Here is a 17,659-nt window from a genome sequence, read left to right as displayed (position 1 = left end):
ATGATTTTATTATTAATACTTATTATATTTATAGCTTGGAACTTTATACATGAATACAAGCCATCATATCCGAAATTAAGATTCAGCTACGTGCCAAGAGCAATCGCCAACGATCCAAGTTGGCAGACATTCATTAAGCAACATTGCGAGTCACCTGCTGAAACTGCTTTTTTAGAAGCTATGGTTGTAGCCATGAACTACTTCCAGATAATAGCTCTCCGACTGTCCGACCGAAAATGAGTTGGGTGATTTCAGTAGGTTATGATTCATGGGTTTGCGACAACCTGATGAGATCATGATGGCCTGGACTGAAATCACCCGCGCACAGTATCGCCGGTACGATCTGGAGGTGATGTCACGTTAAGTCTGGCATGGTAGACGCGGGCGATGAGAGCGTCATCTGTGAGCTACAAACGGCACCGTTTTCCGGGTGAGCTGATTGCTCATGCGGTGTGGCTGTATTTCCGCTTCCCTCTGAGCTTTCGTCTTGTGGAAGAGATGCTGCTCGAGCGGGGGATCGTGGTTTCGTATGAAACCATCCGTCGCTGGAGTTTGAAGTTCGGGACAGCCTATGCCCGCTCCCTGCGTCGCAAGGCAGCAAGACCGGATGATATCTGGCACCTGGACGAAGTGCGGATCGTGATCCGGGACCAGCCTCACTGGCTGTGGCGGGCTGTCGATCAGGACGGGTATGTTCTCGACGAGATCCTGCAGCCCCGTCGGAACACCAAAGCGGCAAGGCGTCTTCTGACCCGGCTTCTCAAACGGCAGGGTTTGCGCCCCAGTCGTATGATCATAGACAGGCTCAAATCCTATGGAGCAGCGAGACGCAAACTTGGTCTCTCGATCCGGCATCTCTCGCATAAGGGTCTGAACAACCGGGCGGAGAACAGTCATCTTCCTTTGCGAAAACGCGAACGCATCATGCAGAAGTTCCGCTCACCAGGCGGATGTCAGCGCTTCGTGTCCGTCTTCTCCGCCATCCGTAATCTCTTCGTCCCACCCGCCTCCATTACCACCGCTCTTTCCCGGCACATCCACCGTGTCCGGGCTCTCGCCCAATGGAATAACGCGACCGCTCTCAGCGCCTGAAGATCTCTTTCTCGAGCGTCGCTTACCTCAAATCAGTTAACGTGACAGCCCCCAATTACTCTGTCTTTGTTGACGGATGAATAAATGGATCGTTTGAGGCCGTTCTTTTCCAAAGAGCCACAGAGTCATGGCGGCTTGTGATCGGCTCCTGACCAACACCTGCCGCCCATTCTGATTTCAACATCGCATAAATAAACTCGCTGCCCCATCTGCCATCAAAGCAATCGTTCTCAATGAGATGCGCTTCACATCGAAATCCCAAGCGTTCAACAACGCCGACGGAACGCAAATTTTCGGAGTCAAGGTGCGCGAAAATCCGATGGAATCCGACCTCCTCAAACCCGACCCTTACAAGGGCCTTCACGGCTTCGGTCGCATAGCCTTGGCCACCGAAATCCGGATTGAAAATATATCCGACTTCGCCTTGACGAGCCTGCTTACTCTCCAGCTTGAGAAGAACCTCGCCGATAAGTGCATGATCGGCTTTCTGCACAACCGCCAAGCGATAAACATCAGCATCATTATTGAACCTGACTACCTGCGCTCTCGCGAACTTCTGTTCCAGCGTCGAGCCAGCTGGTGCAGCGGCATACAGGTAACGATAAACGTCAGGTCGGCAATGGTATGCTGCAAATTGCGCTTCGTCGCCAGCCACAAATGGTCGAAGCATGAGGCGCTTTGTCTCGTATGGGGGCTTGAGATTGTTGAGGTTCATTCAATTTCCAGCGCGGATGTGTTGGGTGCTGCAATCCGGAGCAGTTACAGTTCCCTGTAAATTCCAGATCGACCGGGCTCCGACTGCTTTGCAGCTCGACTCTGCCAGCCACGTTTTCTGCCACGAGCTCTCGAAGCAGCAAAGCAGTCGCAGATTCACGTTGCGATCAGTCGCCACTCGAAACGGGCGCAAAGTGAATATCTCCGACATATCAACATGCGGATCTACCACCCAAAAGTTGACGTGACAGTACCAACTAGACTTCTCCAAGATTATGTAGTAACGTTTCTACATAACTATGAGGAGATGCGATATGCCTATCACGACACTCTCCAGCAGAGAGTTCAATCGAGATACCAGCCGAGCAAAAAAAGCTTGCCTTGGTGGGCCAGTCATCATCACTGATCGTGGTCTTCCAGCGCATGTCCTATTAAGCATCGAGGAGTATCGCAGACTGACGGCTCGCCCGAGGCGCATCGCAGAGGCTCTCGCTATGCCCGACGGTCCTGAGATCGAGTTCGAAGCACCGAGAGTCTCTCTTGGTCTGCGCGCAGCGGATTTCGATTGATGTATGTGCTCGACACGAATGTCGTATCCGAACTCAGGAAAGTCCGTTCTGGAAAGGCGGATCCTCACGTGGCGCGCTGGGCGGATCAAGTCGATGCCGGAGAGCTTTACCTGTCCGCCATCTCGATCATGGAGCTCGAGCTCGGCGTTCTTAGGATGGAGCACAAGGACTCAGCTCAGGGTGCCGTCCTTCGGGCCTGGCTGGACAAGCACGTTCTGCCCGAGTTCAACGATCGGGTGCTATCGGTTGATCTCGCTGTAGCTCTCAGATGCGCGCAGCTTCACACGCCTGATCCGGGTGCAGAGCGAGACACACTCATCGCAGCTACGGCCCTCGTCCACGGAATGACCGTTGTGACTCGCAATATCGCTGACTTCCGTCACTCCGGTGTCGCGCTGCTCAATCCCTGGGACCCGGCTGAGCGGTAACGCCGCAGCTGGGGCTGCAGGACAGGAAAAGAGCTGATAAACCTGCCTGCATCAGCGCCATCATTACTCAATCGATACAATGTATCAAGCCCGATATCCCGATCAGAGCCTCCCTTTGAGGCAGCCGCTCATTTCCTTTTTCAAAATCAGAAAAGAGAAAAATCTCCTGCTCATGATCCTGTGGGGTTGTGGTGTGTCGGGAGCCCTGTGGGCAGGGTAAAAGCCTGTCCATAGGGTGCCCGTATCCGCCCTGGCGGCACTCCACAAATCCATAGGATGGACTCCCTGTCACCAGAATTCACTTGCTTTTGCCTGGCGCGTTCTCCTTATGTTCTTTCCAGAAAGGAGGAGCACATGGACAACACCGCACTCGACTCATTGCGCAGACGCATCCGGCAGATCGAGAGACGCGACCATACAGACCACGCCACTCTACGCCTGGAGACAGGCTATGACCCGATCGATCGGCATCTCCGTGGCGGTCTGGCGGCTGGCGCGCTGCATGAGTTTCTGATCGCTTCTCCGCTCGAACGCGGCAGCACGCTCGCCTTTCTCCTGCCTTGCCTGGCGCGCAGCGATCGCCCTGTTTTCTGGCTCTCCACACGCCCCTCCCAACTCTTCGGGGCAGGGCTGGATGCGCTGGGCATCGCACGCCGACGCCTTTTCTGCCTCGAGCTCGTTGCCGATCGTCTTCTGCCGGTTGCCGAGGATATCCTGCGTCACGCAGAGCCCATGATCCTGGTTGTCGAGACCGATCGCGCGCTCACCCTGACCGAAGCGCGCCGGCTCAACCTGGCCGCTGAGGCGACGGGCGCTACCGGATTCATCCTGCGCCAGAGCAAGACAGGCGTGGGTGCTGCTCACGAAGCCTGTGCCTGCGCCACCAGATGGCAGATCACCGCCCAGAAGTCGCGCCCGCTGCCTCTGCCCGGTCTTACGCTGCCTCTTCCCGGCCCGCGCCGTCTGTCGGCCGACCTCCTGAAACTGCGCGCGGGATTGCCCAAACGCTGGATCCTCGATTGCCACGACCATGAGCCGATTCCTCGCTCTCTGGATGCCCTTCTTCTCGACCGAGCAGCTGCGCCGCGAGAGCAGCGCGCTTTATCCGGCCTCGCGCAAGCTGGTGCTGCACGCCACTGAGGGCAACAGACGCGTTGTGACAGCAGTTGATGCACCCGCCTGCCGCGCCGGGATCGGGGCTGGCATGACGCTCGCCCATGCAAGGGCACTCGATCCGGACCTGCTCGTCATCGAGCATGACCGGGAAAAGGACCGCGAGGCGCTCGCCCGCCTGACTACCTGGGGTCTATGGATGTCGCCGCTTGTGGCCGCCGACGCGCCGGATGGGCTCTTCGCCGATTTATCGGGCTGCACCCATCTGTTTGGGGGCGAAACCGCCTTTCTCGAGCGGCTTTGCGCCGATCTGCGCAATTTTGGACACAACGCGTTTGCCTGCATCAGTGACAGTGCAGCCGCCTCTCGCGCAATTGCCCGTTCAGGACAGACGGCGATCATTGCATCTGGAGCACATAAGGCAGCCCTGCGCGCCCTGCCCTGCAAATCCCTGCCGATCGACGAGGCCCTGGCACTGCGCCTTAAACGCCTCGGCCTGAAGACGATCGGAGCCTGCTTCGATCTGCCACGCGCACCCCTGGCCAAGCGCTTCGGGAGCGCCTTTCTCGATTGCCTCGATCAGGCTGCCGGCCTGCGCCCCATGCCCCTGTCATTCGTACAGGAACGTATCGGCGTGCAATGCGCCCGCTCCCTGTTCGAGCCGATCGGCACGGCGGAAGCGATCGCAACAGTGATCGAGGCGCTCGTGCCCGGGATCTGTGCGCAGCTCCTCGAGCGCGGGGAAGGCGCAAGGCTCGTCGATTTCCTCTGTACGCGTGTTGATAACACGATCCAGGCAGTGCGTGTGGGCACGTCCGACGCCACCTGCGATCCCGCCCGTCTGATCCGCCTGCTCTGCGACCAGATCCCGCAGATCGAGCCGGGATTTGGCATCGAGGCAGTGCAGCTCGTCATCGTGCAGTCTGCGCCCATCCGCCAGCATGAGACCGCCCTGCCCGGTTATGGCGAGACGCACAGCACCTGGCCGGCAACGCTGCTCGATCGTCTGGCCAATGCGCCGGGGCTGATCTCCCTCGCGCGGTTGCATCGGATCGATGCCGCCTGGCCTGAAGAATCACGCCATCTCAGCCTGCACGGACCGGTCAAACGGGAGCGCCAAATGGACATTGCTCACCGCCCTGTCGTTCTGCTCGATCGCGCCATCCCGATCGAGGTGACAGCCCTCCTCCCCGATGGAGCGCCACGTCAGTTCCGGCTCGGCCGTATGCTGCATCGTATCGTCTGTGCCGAAGGGCCGGAGCGAATTGCCGGCGCCTGGTGGCAGGATCCGGCCGCATTCGGGATTGTGCGCGATTACTGGACGATCGAGACGGAGAAAGGACAGCGCCTGTGGCTCTATCGTCTGGGAGATGGTGTCCATGACTGGACCGGTTCGGGCCAGTGGCATCTGCAGGGCCTGTTCTGATGACCCAGCCTGTCGATCCCCTGCTGAACGCCCGTCCCGAAGAGCTTGCCGACGCCCTGCAGCATGGGTTGCGCTATGACGGCAGGCGGCGTGTCCACGACGCCGACGAATTCATGGCCCGACTGGTCGCCGAGCGCCTGGTCGCCCATCTGCTGCGCTGCGGCTTCGTGCTCATGCGTCGCCCCGCGCCGGGTGCGCCCGATAGCAGCCGCCACCCTCATCCGCATCGCCGGATCGAGGACAAAGACCGGTCATGACCCAGACCCCGATCGTCGAGCTGGGGACGCTCTCGGCCTTCTCCTTCCTGCAGGGCGCAAGCCTGCCCGAGGAACTGATTGCCCAGGCGGCGCATCTCGGCTTTGAGACGATCGGCCTTGCCGACTGGCACGGCATATCGGGCGTGGTCCGGGCGCATCGGGCAGCGAAAGAATGCGGGATCAGGCTGATACCAGGAACACGCCTTACCCTGTCGGATGGCAGCGTGCTGCTCGCCTATCCGATCAACCGCACCGGTTGGGGCTGGCTGTGCAAGCTTCTCACACTCGGTCATTACCGGGGAGAGCGCGGGGTCTTCTCGCTCGACTGGTCGGATCTGCAACAGGCGGCCGATCACCTCGTCCTGATCCTGCAGCCCGGCATCGCGATCGAGACAACGCGCCTGCAGATCGAAGCACTCTGCGCCATCTCGCCCGATCGCAACAGGCGCTATCTCGGTCTCGTCTATCGGCGCGAGGCCTATGCCTGGCGCTGGCTGCATGGCTTGCAGGCCCTGGGGGCGCAAATGGGGATCGCGACCGTCATAACCGGCGATGTGCGACTGCACGATCCGAAGCGTCATCTCCTGCTCGATGTGCTGACTGCCATTCACACGAACACGCCCCTCGATGCGCTTGGCCCCGAGCGCATGGCCTGTCCGGATCTCGTCCTGCGCGGCCCTGACGAGCAACGCACTTTGTTCGCTGCCTTCCCCGACGCTTTGACAAACCAGAGCCGCATCGCCGATCTGTGCCGCTTTTCGCTGGACGATCTGCGCTACCAGTATCCGAGTGAGGCGACGATCGAGGGGGAAAGCCCTCAGGAGACCCTCGCGCGTCTGGTGCAAGGCGCCCTGCCCCGACGCTATCCGGCCGGAGCACCCGAAACAGTCCGCGACCAGATCAGACACGAGCTCACCCTGATCGAGCGGCTGGGCTATGCGCCCTATTTCCTGACGGTGAACACGATCGTCCAGCACGCCCGCTCGCTGGGCATTGCCTGTCAGGGCCGTGGCTCGGCCGCCAATTCGGCGATCTGTTATGTGCTGCGTATCACCAGCATCGATCCCGTCCGCTCAGGCCTGCTTTTCGAGCGGTTCATCTCCGAGGACCGCAAGGAACCGCCAGATATCGATGTCGATTTCGAGAGCGATCGTCGCGAAGAGATCATTCAGTGGATTTACAGCCATTACGGCCGTCATCGGGCGGCTCTTTGCGCGACAGTCCAGCGCTTTCAGCCCAAAGGCGCCTTGCGTGAAGTCGGCAAGGTGCTTGGCCTGCCCGATGACGTGACCGGCCAGCTTTCGCGCCATATCGCATCCTGTCTGGACGATCCGCAGATCTGCCGCGAGCGTCTGATCGAAGCCGGTCTCAACCCGAAAGATCGCCGTCTCGCGCTCACACTGCACATGGCGCGCCAGCTTCTCGGCTTTCCGCGTCAGCTGGGCACGCATCCCGGCGGGTTCGTCCTCACTCAGGATCGCCTGGATGAGCTCGTGCCATTGCAACCGGCCGCGATGGAAGGACGGCAGATCATCACCTGGGACAAGGATGATATCGACGCGCTGTGCTTCATGAAGGTCGATGTTCTGGGCCTGGGCATGCTGGGCTGTCTGCAACGCGGCTTCGAGCTCATGAGTGAGCATTATCGCCTGAGCATGGATCTGGCCTCGGTACCGGCCGAGGATCCCGAGACTTACAGGATGATTCAGCGCGCCGACACGCTTGGCACATTCCAGATCGAGAGCCGCGCCCAGATGGCCATGCTGCCACGCATGAAGCCCTCGACCTTTTATGATCTGGTCATCCAGGTCGCGATCGTGCGCCCCGGCCCCATCCAGGGCGATATGGTGCATCCCTATCTGCGCAGGCGCGCGAAGATCGAGCCCGTGACCTACCCAACAGCCACACTCGAGAACATTCTTGGCAAAACCCTTGGCGTGCCGCTCTTTCAGGAGCAGGCGATGCAGGTGGCCATCCATTGCGCAGGCTTCACACCGGGCGAGGCCGACCAGCTCAGACGCGCCATGGCAACCTTCAAGATGACAGGGGGTGTCTCTCCCTTTCGCGAGAAGCTCATCGCCGGCATGCAGCGCGAAGGCTATACGGCCGCATTCGCGGAAGAGACCTTCTCCCGGCTGGAAGGTTTCGGGTCCTATGGCTTTCCAGAAAGCCATGCGGCGAGCTTTGCACTCATCGCCTATGCCTCGTCCTGGATGAAGTGCCACTACCCCGACGTGTTCTGCGCCGCCCTGCTCAATTCCCAGCCCATGGGCTTTTATGCGCCTGCCCAGATCGTTCAGGATGCGCGCGCCCATAGCGTCGAGATCCGCCCCATCTGCGTCAACGCATCGCGCTGGGACTGCACCCTGGAAAGATCGGCAAAACCTGCCTCCAACAAAAGCACGGGATTGGCTTTGCGCCTCGGGCTGCGCCTGGTGCGGGGTCTGGCAAACAAGGATGCGGCCGCACTGATCGCGGCACGCATGCCGCTTTACGAGAGTATCGACGATGTCTGGCGTCGCGGCGATATCCCGCTGCAGGCGCTCGAGGCGTTGAGCAATGCCAATGCCTTCGCCTCTTTCGGCGTCGATCGCCGCGCCGCGCTCTGGGCGGTCAAAGGCCTCGATACAGCACCACTCCCGCTTTTTGCGGCGGCCGATCGCGGACGCAACTTCATCGAGCCGGAGGTGATCGAGCCCGATGTGACCCTTCCTGCCCTGCCGACGCCTGACGCGGTGCATGAGGATTACCGCATGACGGGGCTGAGCCTAGAGGCGCATCCGATCTCGTTCCTGCGTCCGCTTTTCGACCGCGAAGGCATGACGCGGTGCGGCGATCTGGCCACCATGCGGGACGGGGCGCGGATCTCGATTGCGGGGCTTGTGCTGATGCGTCAGCGACCGGGTACGGCGCATGGCACCATGTTCATCACGCTCGAGGATGAGACGGGGATTGCCAATCTGATCGTCTGGAAGTCCGTGCGCGAGACCTGGCGGCGACCACTGATCTCGGCCCATCTCATGGTGTGCCATGGCACGCTGCAGAAGGAGGGCGAGGTCATTCACGTCATCATGCGCGAGCCTGAAGACAGGACGGATCTCCTGAAAGGGTCCGAGCCCGTCAAAGCTCGTAATTTTCGATAGGAGAGAGGAATCATGGCAAAAAAGAACCGCGAGCCCGCCTATGAGAGCGGCCCCCAGACGAAGATTATCCTGCAGCCCTATCTGTGGCGCACATCCAAAGATGGAGAGGTTACGCTTGAAACTGCTCCTGCGACCGCGTGTCGCGACCCGGCACATGGTCTGCAGCTCCTCGACCGAATTGGTGCGGGAGGGACGATGTTCGCCGGCGCGCATCTTGTATGTGTTACGGCCGACCCTGAAGCCGGTGATTACAGCGAGCCGGAGTTTCTTGGGGAAATTGGCGACGTGCCGGAGGTCGGAGAATAAGTCACGTAAAGAAAAAAAGTGGCATGACAGGCCCCGGCGAGCAAAGAGCCCTCTGCTCGCCTCCTAAATACTGCCGACCGATCAGACCTGCTGGCCAGTCGGCCTTTTCGCAGCCCATTCACGACGCGTCATCTTGATCTTTCTGTAAAGCTCAGCGGCCACCAGAATGCATCCAGCTGCGCTATAGAAGAGGCGTAGCCACAGGAGAGGTCTGGGCACGCCATGATCGCCCGGCGAGATCACGGAACCATAGAGATCAGGGGTAATTTCACTACGGTTCGAACCAGTAAATGACTGCGTCATGCAATCAGTCCTTTGAAAATCGGATTTGAAAAAACTCTTCGAAGAAGATCGATACTTTGAGGATAAGTGACCATCAGGAGAGCGACCCAAGCAGGGTTATCCGATCAGGCCGCTCTGTTGGAGGCCTTACTTATTCGAAGAGATTGGCAAACGATACAGCAAGGCGCTGCGTCAGAACCGGCATCGCTTCTTCAAGCTTGAGATTGACCTTGTCCGCATAAGCCACGTCACGCAGCGTGTACTTCTTGAAGTCGGAAGTTTCGTCAATGTCCTGGACGCGCACATTCGCGTTGCTGTCACCCGACGAGGCTGCGCCATAGGTCTGTGCAGTGGAATCCGTAACACCGCCCGACAGGCGCGAGCTTCCCGAGCCGTGATGCGTATGCGTGTGCTGACGCACCTTGCCCCCGTTCACCGGTCGTTCCGAAAGCTGGATGTCGACGGTGATCGCATAGGTCACGTCTTGATAAGCGAAGTTGACAAGCGCTGAGGCTGCGGCAAGGCCAAGCCCGACACCCAGCCCTGCTCCGGCATTGCCGGTGAGACCGCCGACCAGACCGCCCGAAGCCGCACCGATTGCGAGCGACTGCAAAGGCTGACCGTAATTCGACGAAAGCAGCGCCGAGGATTGTTCTTTTGTCAGCTTGCCGGCCTGAAGAACATTGGCCTGCAGAAGGTAATGAGCACCCATGGCATCGGGCATGATCGTGTAGCCGCGCTGCTGCATGGCAGACGCAAGCGCGCTGCGGATATCCAGCTCAGGATAATCGGACGTGTTGCGGATACCGAGATAGACCGTCTTCTGGTTCTGCGGGACCGGATCGAGGAACACGGTTTCAGACATATGCGTATGCACGTCGAGTTGTCCGTGATTGGAGACGGCATCGAGGCCACTGCATGCTGTCAAAGCCAAGAGGAAGGCAGAGGCACCGATAATGCGCGGAAAGAAGAAGGATTTCATCGTAACTCCTGAAGCAGTGCGAGAATACACCGCAATGTTTTGTAACACAGTTGAAGAAGACGTTACACATGCGGAATGCAGATTTAGTGCGTTCCACTCGTGAAAGATCAGTGACGGTATTGTTTGTGCTCCCTGAGCACGGATCAGATGCAACTCATGGGCAAATCAGGTATTGAGAGCGCATGTCCTTTTTTCCCCCAGACCTCTTTGAAGAACGCGACCGCCTGGCCTCGGCATTTCCTGCCATGTTCGAGGGCTCGAACCCTTGGGCTTTTGGCATCAAGCAGCAGGTGCTGGCACAGCTTCCAGACGGCTGCTCTCCCGAGCGCACAGCTGCTGTTCTGAGATGGATTGCGACAAGCGAGCTTTATCACCAGGTCGTTCTTTCCGGGGCTGTCCGTCGCAATAGCGACGGAAGCGAGACGGTTCCCCCGACGACAGAGGAACTGGAAAACGCAAAGCGCGCCCTGGACGGGATCGAGAAGAAACGGCGCAAACTTCGTGAAGAGCGGAAGAAAGCGCGTGAACTGGCGAACAAACCGCCCGAGCCGGAAGCCCCGCCCGAGATGCCCCCAAAACGTCCTGTTCTCAAACTCAATTTGTCCGCCTGACTCATTGAGTTCATGATCAGCTACGGGTCTGACCCGTTTTCAGAACCGCATTGGCCGTAGCGGCCTTGGCCGCGCTGATATTATTCAGATCGTCAGAAGACGCCTCTGCCGAGATGGCCGTTTTGCCTGTCGAGATGGTCTTTCTGCCGTCTGTCGCTTCGCGGGACACGGTATCGAGGCTGATTGTCCCTGATTCCGCAGGCGCAAGAGGCGTAACTGCCTTTTCGTGGATCACCAGAGCGCCAGGTGCTGTGACGGCTGGCGCATCCGAGACCACATTGCTGACGCTCGGCACAGTCGCTGTAACCGGGGCCTGCACCAGAGGCGTTGTTGCCTGAACGGGGCCGGTCGGTTCGGCCAGAACGACGGGCTGGCTGTAAGCCTCCTTGTTAAGGATCATATGATCCTGTTCATGCGAGCTGGTCGGATCGGTGTCGTAGATATCGACCAGCTTGTCCGTCGTGCCATAGCAGAACAGAACTGTATGCAGCTGGGGGCGTGTTCCAGCCTTGATCGGTGCCCAGAAGAACTGGGCCACTCCGAGACTGGCGACGCTCGTCAAAATCTCACCTGCCTTCATGGCAGCACGACCGCCCGCGGTCAGGCCGGACGTATAGATTTTATAGATGTCACAGGGCCGACCATTCTTCTGAATCGTCCCATCAGCGCGGCCGACAGTGCTTACGATGTCAAAGCGATCCGTGTTCGCATTGAATTGGCTAAGAAGAACAGGCTCCGGCGGCGGGGCCGAACTGCCGCAAGCTGTGAGCGCAAGAGTAGACGCCAGAAGCGTCAAAAAACCAGCACGATGAGACATAAGGCGTTCCTCACCAAAAGCGTTAATCTTTCAGAAAACCTTTTCGGCCAGCGTGTCCTTGCGGTCGCCGCGTCTCCCGAGATATCTGATGTAACTTTATATATCTTATATAAGTTATCCTCGTCAATAAGTGATATAAGAAATTTCTTGGTCCGTCCTCCAAGATGCTCTAGGCTTGTCGAATGGGACGACCACCGCTCTGGGCTGAAGATATGCGAGCCCGCTTTCCGAATGGCACCTTCTCGCGCATCGCAAAGGTGTTGCGAGAGAGGGAAGACCGTACCGATTTCGTGCGCGAAGCGATCGAAAACGAGCTGCTACGCCGGGAAGCACTCGGCAATGCAACGTCCCCGGAAGAGCCTTCAGACATTTCATCCGACTGACGTTGAGCGTGTCGGCAAACTGGGTCATCGGCCGATCCCCAGCCCGATAGCGTTGCTGGCATCAAGACGAGCCATTGGGGCCTGATAAGTCAGGGCTTCTTCGCGGTTTCGAACATCACGCAGCGCATAAAGGCTCCGATCCAGGAAGAGCGCATTCTGCGCACCCCGCTCTACCAGCGCTCTGAAATACGCATCACGCGCATAGATGACCGCCTGCCTCTCAAGGCGCGACGCCATGACGATCACAGCAACCGCCGCCTGCAATCGGCCGAGCACCGTGCAGCCTTGTGCCCAGGCATGGTAGGACACGCCGATCTGTCCCGAGAGATACTCGGCCGCCTCAATTAGCTGCTCGGCCGTCGGTCTTGCACTTGGGCATATCTCGCGTAGAGCAGAGCAGATCCCCAGGTAAAACTGAGCGGTCCCCCTGAACCCTCGTAGAGCGCTTTCGCGTCCGAGGCGGTGACTTTCGACAGGTTCCTCTGACGGCTCACGCCGCATTGCCTCAATGCGATTGCGGCTGCAAGCCGCTACGGAGACTACTTTTTTGAGAGATAGATTGTTTTTTGTATCTGTATAGTGGGTCTCATTTTGCGTACCCATGGGTGTCATATTTGACGTCACGGACGCGTCGGATACTGCGTTATCCACAGGGGCTGATTGCTTGTACCGAAGGTCCTGGAGCGTACGAAGCAATTGGGCCATCTCGGCGTGTAGCGCGTGGAGTTTTGCCGGCTCGCTCGTCATCAGCCGGATACGCATCAAACGACGGGCATCAGCCATGATCTGGGGCTGATCAAGGGCGTCTGCCAAAAGACGCACCTGCTCATTGAGCGACGCAATTTCCTGTCGCAGAAAGCTGAGTTCTTCTCGCCTGCGCGTCTCTGCACGACTGAGGGCGACGAGGTCAGTCCAGCGATATCGGAGTGAGGCGAGATTGAAGCCGGTACGCATGGACTCCGTGCCCTGCCACCTCTTGCCACGCTGTCCGTTGCGTCCATCCTGAGCCACGAGAAACCGTGCCTCGGCCAGCTCACGAATATGACGCCGCAATGTCGCAAGCGATATGCCAGTCCAGTTCAGGAGCGTCTCATTATGGGCATACACAAAAGGCGTTTCCATCGCCGTCCAGTCTTCCGCCCTGGTGTGCTCGATCATGACGATCAGCGTGCTTGCTGCTGCAGCCGACACAGGCAGCGCGCCCCGCAGGGATTTCAGGAGCCCAAGCACTTCACGCCGAGCCGGATAGTCTGCCGGCACTGTCGTCAACTCTTCCTGCGCTTCGAGCATGGCGGCGCTGAGCCGCCGTCTGCCGGCACGATACGGCACGGCATGCCCTGCCCCGTCCTGCGTTGAGTTCCACATGGTCTGTCCAGTCGATAGATGGTTCTAGGGAACCACCTCCAGGCCAGGCACTGAGACAAACCTCTCCCGTTCGCAATTTAGTGCTTGCGTTTCGATCGGGGATATCGCTAGATGGGGGCCTGATTTCGAGCGGCCCACTAACTAACAAGTCTGTATCTTCCAGAGCCCTGGCTTTCCCGATTTGGCGATCGGGGGAGGCGGGGTTTTTGGTATTCGGGGGTTAGGTCATTGGAGATCCTCGAATTCGACTCGCAGCACGAGTCCCTCTGACGCGCATGCGATAACTGCGGATCGTGCGGCAGATCGCTGCTCGGAACAAGCCAGAAACGTCGCCGGAACAAAACTTTCCGTTTGATCTTGGGAACTTACACGGCATTCCGTGAGAAGGGATGGGCAGCAAGACAGGTAGACCCTTACATTCCAAGCGCGCGGCGATAGATGTCGAGGAGGGTTTCCTGCTCTTCGATCTCACTAGGTTCCTTCTTGCGCAGCCTGATAATGTCTTTGACGGTCTTCACATCGAAGCCTGCTGACTTCGCCTCACTGAAAATATCCTTGATATCTCCTGCCAGAGCTTTGCGCTCCTCCTCGAGCCGTTCGACACGCTCGATAACACTGCGGAGACGATCAACGGCAATACCGCCCACATTGGAATCAGGGTCGACCGCCTGACGCGCTCGGCTGGCGACCGTTTGGTTGATATCGAATGACATATCCATGAATTATTTTTCCCGTTCCGTTCGGATATGCAGGTCGATGCTGCCTGGCCCGAAGTCTTCCCGCATCGGTCAAGGTTACAGCGTGTCTGCAGGCGGCAAGCCGGTCGCATAAGTGCGCTGTTCAAACGTCTCGTAGAGGCGCCGGAAGGTTATCGATGCCAGCGCCTCATGGACGGCACGGCAGCAGTCGTCCGATCTCCAGCCACTCAGCGGATCGAAGATGCAGCCTGAATTTCCCTGGTTCTCTGACGAATTCCACCGGACTGGCCCCCGTCGTGTCACCCCATTCCCGTCTGCCGGGTTTGGCGTCTCTTTACTCACTGGTCGAAGCCTCCTGGCTGAATCTGGACGCGTCGAGGTGAAGGGCGCCCATGAAGCGCGCGAGCATAGGCGCGGGCATTGGACGAGCTGGTGCCCACATGAAAGAGCCCGCACTGGTCGCAAGCATAAGCACCTATTGCGCCCTTGCCCCGCTTTCGCATCGAATGCGCGGCGTCATGGGCGCGCGTAAGGGAAACAAACCTGATCTTGTTCTGGCATCCGCATGAATCTTGAGACATCTGTTCCTCCAGCAAGGCTAGACGACATGGCGCTCGGCTGCGCGTCCTTTGCATCGGTCCTGGAAAGGTTGCCTGTTGTGCAAATTCGACGTAGCCCCCCGGTTATGTCGGTTATAGGCTGATCACCGGCCAATGTCGGGCATCCGTCCTGCGCCAGGCTCTTCCAGCCCCGGGCGGGTGTCTTCCTTCTTCGACATGATGTTCTGATAGGACGTCGTCTGGCCTGCAGTCATGGCGATGATCGTCAGCATCATGGTCTTCCCCTGAGGTTTATGGCTGTGCAGTGTTGAGACGCGTCATTGGGTACGTTCGGCGAGAATTGTGACGCCAACCACCGGCCCCGCGGGCTCGCCATTCGACCTGACGTTTCCGGTCCGCTCTTGCACAGGAGCCACACAGTGAAGTCCTGCAACCGTAACGGAAGGCTGAAAGCCTAGGTCTTTAAAGCGCGGCTCCTCGAGAGAAAGATTACCTAATTTCGCCCCGTCTATTGCGAGATCGTCGGCCAGATGAACATCACCGGCGACGACGATGTTGCCATCCTTGTCCGGCAGTGCGTGGAATGTCCCGGATACGCCAGTGAAAGCAGATCCCGGCTTGACGGAGGTGTTTGAGCGTTTTCTTTCGTGGTTCGAGAGGGTCACTGCTGCCACATAAGCGGTCTCGCGCCCATTTTTGACAGAAATGTCTGAGCCATCCGCTGGCAGATACCCGTCAAATGCGACGATATCCGTCGTCGGCAGCTGAACAGGCGCATTCTTCGGGCCGCCACTGCGGAGCGAGACCAATCCCTCGACCCGTAGCGTCAGATGGATCCAGGCGGGCCCTGTGGTTTTCGGCGCCACTTTTTCACAGGGCGCGGGCTTAAACTTCGCCGCCGCGTGCGTGGGCGTTACTATTGCGGCGCTTACTGCCAGCACAAAGGCACCGACCATGAGCTGATTAAAGCCGGATATATTATGTGTCATGGTTCGCATCCTCATTTTCCCAGAACCTTCTCTGGCAAGGTGAGTGTACGTGCTGTCGATGTGAGTGCGTGACGTACCGTTGAAAAAGCAGTCGCATCGCAGCCCGAAATTAGCGCAACGCCACCTGCCATTCCGACGGCCAGCACGAGAAGGCGCAGCGTCAACACAGCGTGTTTCCCGGCCAGACGGGCGACACGCTGCGCTGGAAGCAGAGCCCCTTTTCCAGCCAGCGCCGTCACCAGGCCAATGCCGATCCAGAATGGCGGCGACCAGTGAAACTGGGGCGCGGGCCAATGACCGAGCAGATATGAGAGACATCCCGTGCGCAGAGGGATTGGCTGGTGCTGGCGCATCCATAAGAACAGCGGCTGAATCTGATCCGCGGTCAGAAAACCGTCTGCAAAGGCGCAGATCAGAGCAACGCACAATCCGCTCCCAGCGAGAATCACTGAAGGGGCCTTGTGAACAAGGTTGCTCGCTAACCGTTGTTTGTGTTTCGACGCGCGTGTCTGCGCATCACGAGCCAATTCGCCCCCCCCAGGATGCAGTCGACATTTTACATCAAACCGCCAGGAAACGGCGCTGCCAGCGGCGAAGGACCGATAGCTTGGTGGCGTTACCACCGCAGGGCCTTGAGGCGCTTGATCAACCAATTTGCCAGAAAGAGAGGGTCTAGCCATTCGTGACCGCCTCTGAGGCACCAGAACCCATGCGCTGCGTCACCGTGCTGTAATATTGCCCGACGGTCCAGCCGACCATATTGTTCTTAGCGAGAGAGCTGCTGGAGACAAATTGACTTAACGGGGTCTGAGAGTCCGGCGCCGAGGCAATCTCAGCACCAGCCTTCGTGCCAAACATATAGGCTCCGTACACCTGTGCCCCTGTGGCGGCTGCTCCCGTCGTCGCGCTGATGGAGCTCGCATAGTCGTCGATAATAGCGCTTGCGACTTTTGCCTGCACGGCAGGGTCAGTGCGATCAGCATCCGACAGACCAAGCTTGGAAGCATATTCGTTCCAGGTACCGTCCGTAACCTGCCAGACCCCGCTTGCGCTCGATGACGCGTTGCCAACATTCGAGAAATGGCTCTCGATCTGCCCAAAGGCCGCGAGGGTGTCCGGATTTATGCCCTGGGCCTGAGCTGCAGCGACAGCTGCTGCGCCGTAGCTTTGCGAAAGCATCGTGCTATAGGCGTCTCCCGTGCCCCAGGCGCCGCTATAGCTGGATGTCGAGGCAGTGCTCGATGCGCCTTGCGCGGAGGCGCTACCGGGAAAAGAGAAGCTTGGTGTGCCAAGCTCTCCCACTTCCGGCACGATCTGGGGCGGAACGGCCAGGCATACAGACGGCACGAACGCGCCTGTGAGTATCAGGTAGACGTTTCGAAGCACGTTATGCCTGCCGTCCATGGTCGTCACTTTGCAGGATGATCAAAAAGGACCATGCCATTGGCGGCCTCGCCTGCGACAACACAGCGCGTCGTGTTGCCTTTGACCAGCGGCTGATAAGGCACGACATCCGCCTCTGGAATCCAGGCAAAGCTCTTGCCCACACGAAGCACCTGACGCCAGCCATGAGTGACGACGGAGGTGACGGCGATCTGCGGCGCGGCCACTCCGACCCGTTCCGAGTTTCCTTCCGGCTCGGCGAAGAGCGGCTCGAAATCCTTTCTCGGGCTGCGGCACTCTACCGACACCGGCAGGGAACGCTTGACGTAAGATTCATGCGTAACGGGCGGCGGCGCCCCCCAATTGCGCGGCCCGATTTCTTTCTGACGTTCCTGCGCCATGCGGTCGAGGTGCTCGGGCGTGAAAGTCTGCGCATGAGCGACTGCACCCATCATTGTGGCGAGGGTAGCGCCTGCGAGACCAAGCGGGCGTCGAATCATCACGTCATCTCCATCAATGCTTGATGATCCGATTTTAGCGC

General features: G+C 58.8%; 22 protein-coding genes. 11 read left to right on the top strand and 11 right to left on the bottom strand.

Annotated features, from left to right (window positions below; genetic code table 11):
• The coding region (locus AA105894_RS12940; protein WP_267312116.1) for a hypothetical protein at window positions 1-240 on the top strand (240 nt) is incomplete at its 5' end.
• A 147-nt stretch (window positions 241-387) separates the two neighbouring features.
• Complete coding sequence (locus AA105894_RS12935; RefSeq protein WP_267312115.1) at window positions 388-1,092, top strand: IS6 family transposase; 705 nt, start codon at window positions 388-390, stop codon at window positions 1,090-1,092.
• A gap of 55 nt (window positions 1,093-1,147) precedes the next feature.
• Here AA105894_RS12935 and AA105894_RS12930 read toward each other — a convergent pair whose 3' ends face one another.
• Window positions 1,148-1,807: a GNAT family N-acetyltransferase gene (locus AA105894_RS12930; RefSeq protein ID WP_267312114.1), complete on the bottom strand. Its 660-nt coding sequence runs from the start codon at window positions 1,805-1,807 to the stop codon at window positions 1,148-1,150.
• Window positions 1,808-2,105: 298 nt separating this feature from the next.
• On the opposite strand from AA105894_RS12930, the gene AA105894_RS12925 reads away from it, so the two are divergent.
• From AA105894_RS12925 to AA105894_RS12895, 7 genes are all read left to right on the top strand, one after another.
• Window positions 2,106-2,375 (top strand): type II toxin-antitoxin system Phd/YefM family antitoxin, encoded by a 270-nt coding sequence (locus tag AA105894_RS12925; RefSeq protein WP_373316781.1) that lies wholly within the window; start codon window positions 2,106-2,108, stop codon window positions 2,373-2,375.
• A complete protein-coding gene (locus tag AA105894_RS12920; RefSeq protein ID WP_267312112.1) occupies window positions 2,375-2,803 on the top strand; it encodes a type II toxin-antitoxin system VapC family toxin in 429 nt (142 codons plus the stop codon). Before AA105894_RS12925 ends, AA105894_RS12920 begins: the two co-directional genes overlap by 1 nt.
• 354 nt (window positions 2,804-3,157) lie before the next feature.
• On the top strand, window positions 3,158-3,943 hold the full coding sequence (locus AA105894_RS12915; RefSeq protein ID WP_267312111.1) for an ImuA family protein: 786 nt from the start codon (window positions 3,158-3,160) through the stop codon (window positions 3,941-3,943).
• Entirely contained in the window at window positions 3,834-5,342 is a 1,509-nt protein-coding gene (locus AA105894_RS12910; protein WP_267312110.1) for a Y-family DNA polymerase, read from the top strand. The genes AA105894_RS12915 and AA105894_RS12910 overlap by 110 nt, the downstream gene beginning before the upstream one ends.
• The gene (locus AA105894_RS12905) at window positions 5,318-5,599 is read left to right on the top strand and encodes a hypothetical protein (RefSeq protein WP_267312109.1); all 282 of its coding nucleotides are present in this window, start codon (window positions 5,318-5,320) and stop codon (window positions 5,597-5,599) included. The genes AA105894_RS12910 and AA105894_RS12905 overlap by 25 nt, the downstream gene beginning before the upstream one ends.
• A complete protein-coding gene (locus tag AA105894_RS12900; RefSeq protein ID WP_267312108.1) occupies window positions 5,596-8,742 on the top strand; it encodes an error-prone DNA polymerase in 3,147 nt (1,048 codons plus the stop codon). Before AA105894_RS12905 ends, AA105894_RS12900 begins: the two co-directional genes overlap by 4 nt.
• Window positions 8,743-8,754: 12 nt before the next feature.
• Window positions 8,755-9,048 (top strand): hypothetical protein, encoded by a 294-nt coding sequence (locus AA105894_RS12895; RefSeq protein ID WP_267312107.1) that lies wholly within the window; start codon window positions 8,755-8,757, stop codon window positions 9,046-9,048.
• Between the two features lie 81 nt (window positions 9,049-9,129).
• Here AA105894_RS12895 and AA105894_RS12890 read toward each other — a convergent pair whose 3' ends face one another.
• Both AA105894_RS12890 and AA105894_RS12885 read right to left on the bottom strand, forming a co-directional pair.
• The gene (locus AA105894_RS12890) at window positions 9,130-9,351 is read right to left on the bottom strand and encodes a hypothetical protein (protein ID WP_267312106.1); all 222 of its coding nucleotides are present in this window, start codon (window positions 9,349-9,351) and stop codon (window positions 9,130-9,132) included.
• Window positions 9,352-9,481: 130 nt separating this feature from the next.
• A complete protein-coding gene (locus AA105894_RS12885) occupies window positions 9,482-10,312 on the bottom strand; it encodes a complement resistance protein TraT (protein WP_267312105.1) in 831 nt (276 codons plus the stop codon).
• Window positions 10,313-10,494: 182 nt separating this feature from the next.
• Between AA105894_RS12885 and AA105894_RS12880 the strand changes: the two genes are divergently transcribed.
• A complete protein-coding gene (locus AA105894_RS12880; RefSeq protein WP_267312104.1) occupies window positions 10,495-10,923 on the top strand; it encodes a ProQ/FINO family protein in 429 nt (142 codons plus the stop codon).
• Window positions 10,924-10,939: 16 nt separating this feature from the next.
• On the opposite strand, the gene AA105894_RS12875 is transcribed toward AA105894_RS12880, so the two are convergent.
• Window positions 10,940-11,740: a hypothetical protein gene (locus tag AA105894_RS12875; RefSeq protein WP_267312103.1), complete on the bottom strand. Its 801-nt coding sequence runs from the start codon at window positions 11,738-11,740 to the stop codon at window positions 10,940-10,942.
• A 182-nt stretch (window positions 11,741-11,922) separates the two neighbouring features.
• On the opposite strand from AA105894_RS12875, the gene AA105894_RS12870 reads away from it, so the two are divergent.
• Entirely contained in the window at window positions 11,923-12,123 is a 201-nt protein-coding gene (locus AA105894_RS12870; RefSeq protein WP_267312102.1) for a hypothetical protein, read from the top strand.
• A gap of 24 nt (window positions 12,124-12,147) precedes the next feature.
• Here AA105894_RS12870 and repC read toward each other — a convergent pair whose 3' ends face one another.
• The 7 genes from repC to AA105894_RS12835 all read right to left on the bottom strand — a co-directional run bounded on the left by repC (window position 12,148) and on the right by AA105894_RS12835 (window position 17,618).
• Window positions 12,148-13,488, bottom strand: a complete 1,341-nt coding sequence (gene repC / locus AA105894_RS12865; protein ID WP_267312101.1) for a replication initiation protein RepC — start codon at window positions 13,486-13,488, stop codon at window positions 12,148-12,150.
• A gap of 413 nt (window positions 13,489-13,901) precedes the next feature.
• Window positions 13,902-14,201 carry a DUF2312 domain-containing protein gene (locus tag AA105894_RS12860; RefSeq protein ID WP_267312118.1) on the bottom strand — a complete coding sequence of 100 codons (300 nt, stop codon included), beginning with the start codon at window positions 14,199-14,201 and terminating at the stop codon, window positions 13,902-13,904.
• Window positions 14,202-14,889: 688 nt separating this feature from the next.
• A complete protein-coding gene (locus tag AA105894_RS12855) occupies window positions 14,890-15,021 on the bottom strand; it encodes a hypothetical protein (RefSeq protein ID WP_267312100.1) in 132 nt (43 codons plus the stop codon).
• A 42-nt stretch (window positions 15,022-15,063) separates the two neighbouring features.
• Window positions 15,064-15,735: a hypothetical protein gene (locus tag AA105894_RS12850; protein ID WP_267312099.1), complete on the bottom strand. Its 672-nt coding sequence runs from the start codon at window positions 15,733-15,735 to the stop codon at window positions 15,064-15,066.
• 11 nt (window positions 15,736-15,746) lie between these two features.
• Window positions 15,747-16,088 carry a hypothetical protein gene (locus tag AA105894_RS12845; RefSeq protein ID WP_267312098.1) on the bottom strand — a complete coding sequence of 114 codons (342 nt, stop codon included), beginning with the start codon at window positions 16,086-16,088 and terminating at the stop codon, window positions 15,747-15,749.
• A gap of 319 nt (window positions 16,089-16,407) precedes the next feature.
• Complete coding sequence (locus tag AA105894_RS12840) at window positions 16,408-17,082, bottom strand: lytic transglycosylase domain-containing protein (protein ID WP_267312097.1); 675 nt, start codon at window positions 17,080-17,082, stop codon at window positions 16,408-16,410.
• A 62-nt stretch (window positions 17,083-17,144) separates the two neighbouring features.
• The gene (locus AA105894_RS12835) at window positions 17,145-17,618 is read right to left on the bottom strand and encodes a hypothetical protein (protein WP_267312096.1); all 474 of its coding nucleotides are present in this window, start codon (window positions 17,616-17,618) and stop codon (window positions 17,145-17,147) included.
• Window positions 17,619-17,659: the final 41 nt, after the last annotated feature.

Origin of the sequence: Asaia spathodeae NBRC 105894, assembly GCF_025994195.1 — a bacterium.
Taxonomy (GTDB): Bacteria; Pseudomonadota; Alphaproteobacteria; order Acetobacterales; family Acetobacteraceae; genus Asaia; species Asaia siamensis.
This window is presented reverse-complemented; position numbering and strand designations above follow the sequence as displayed.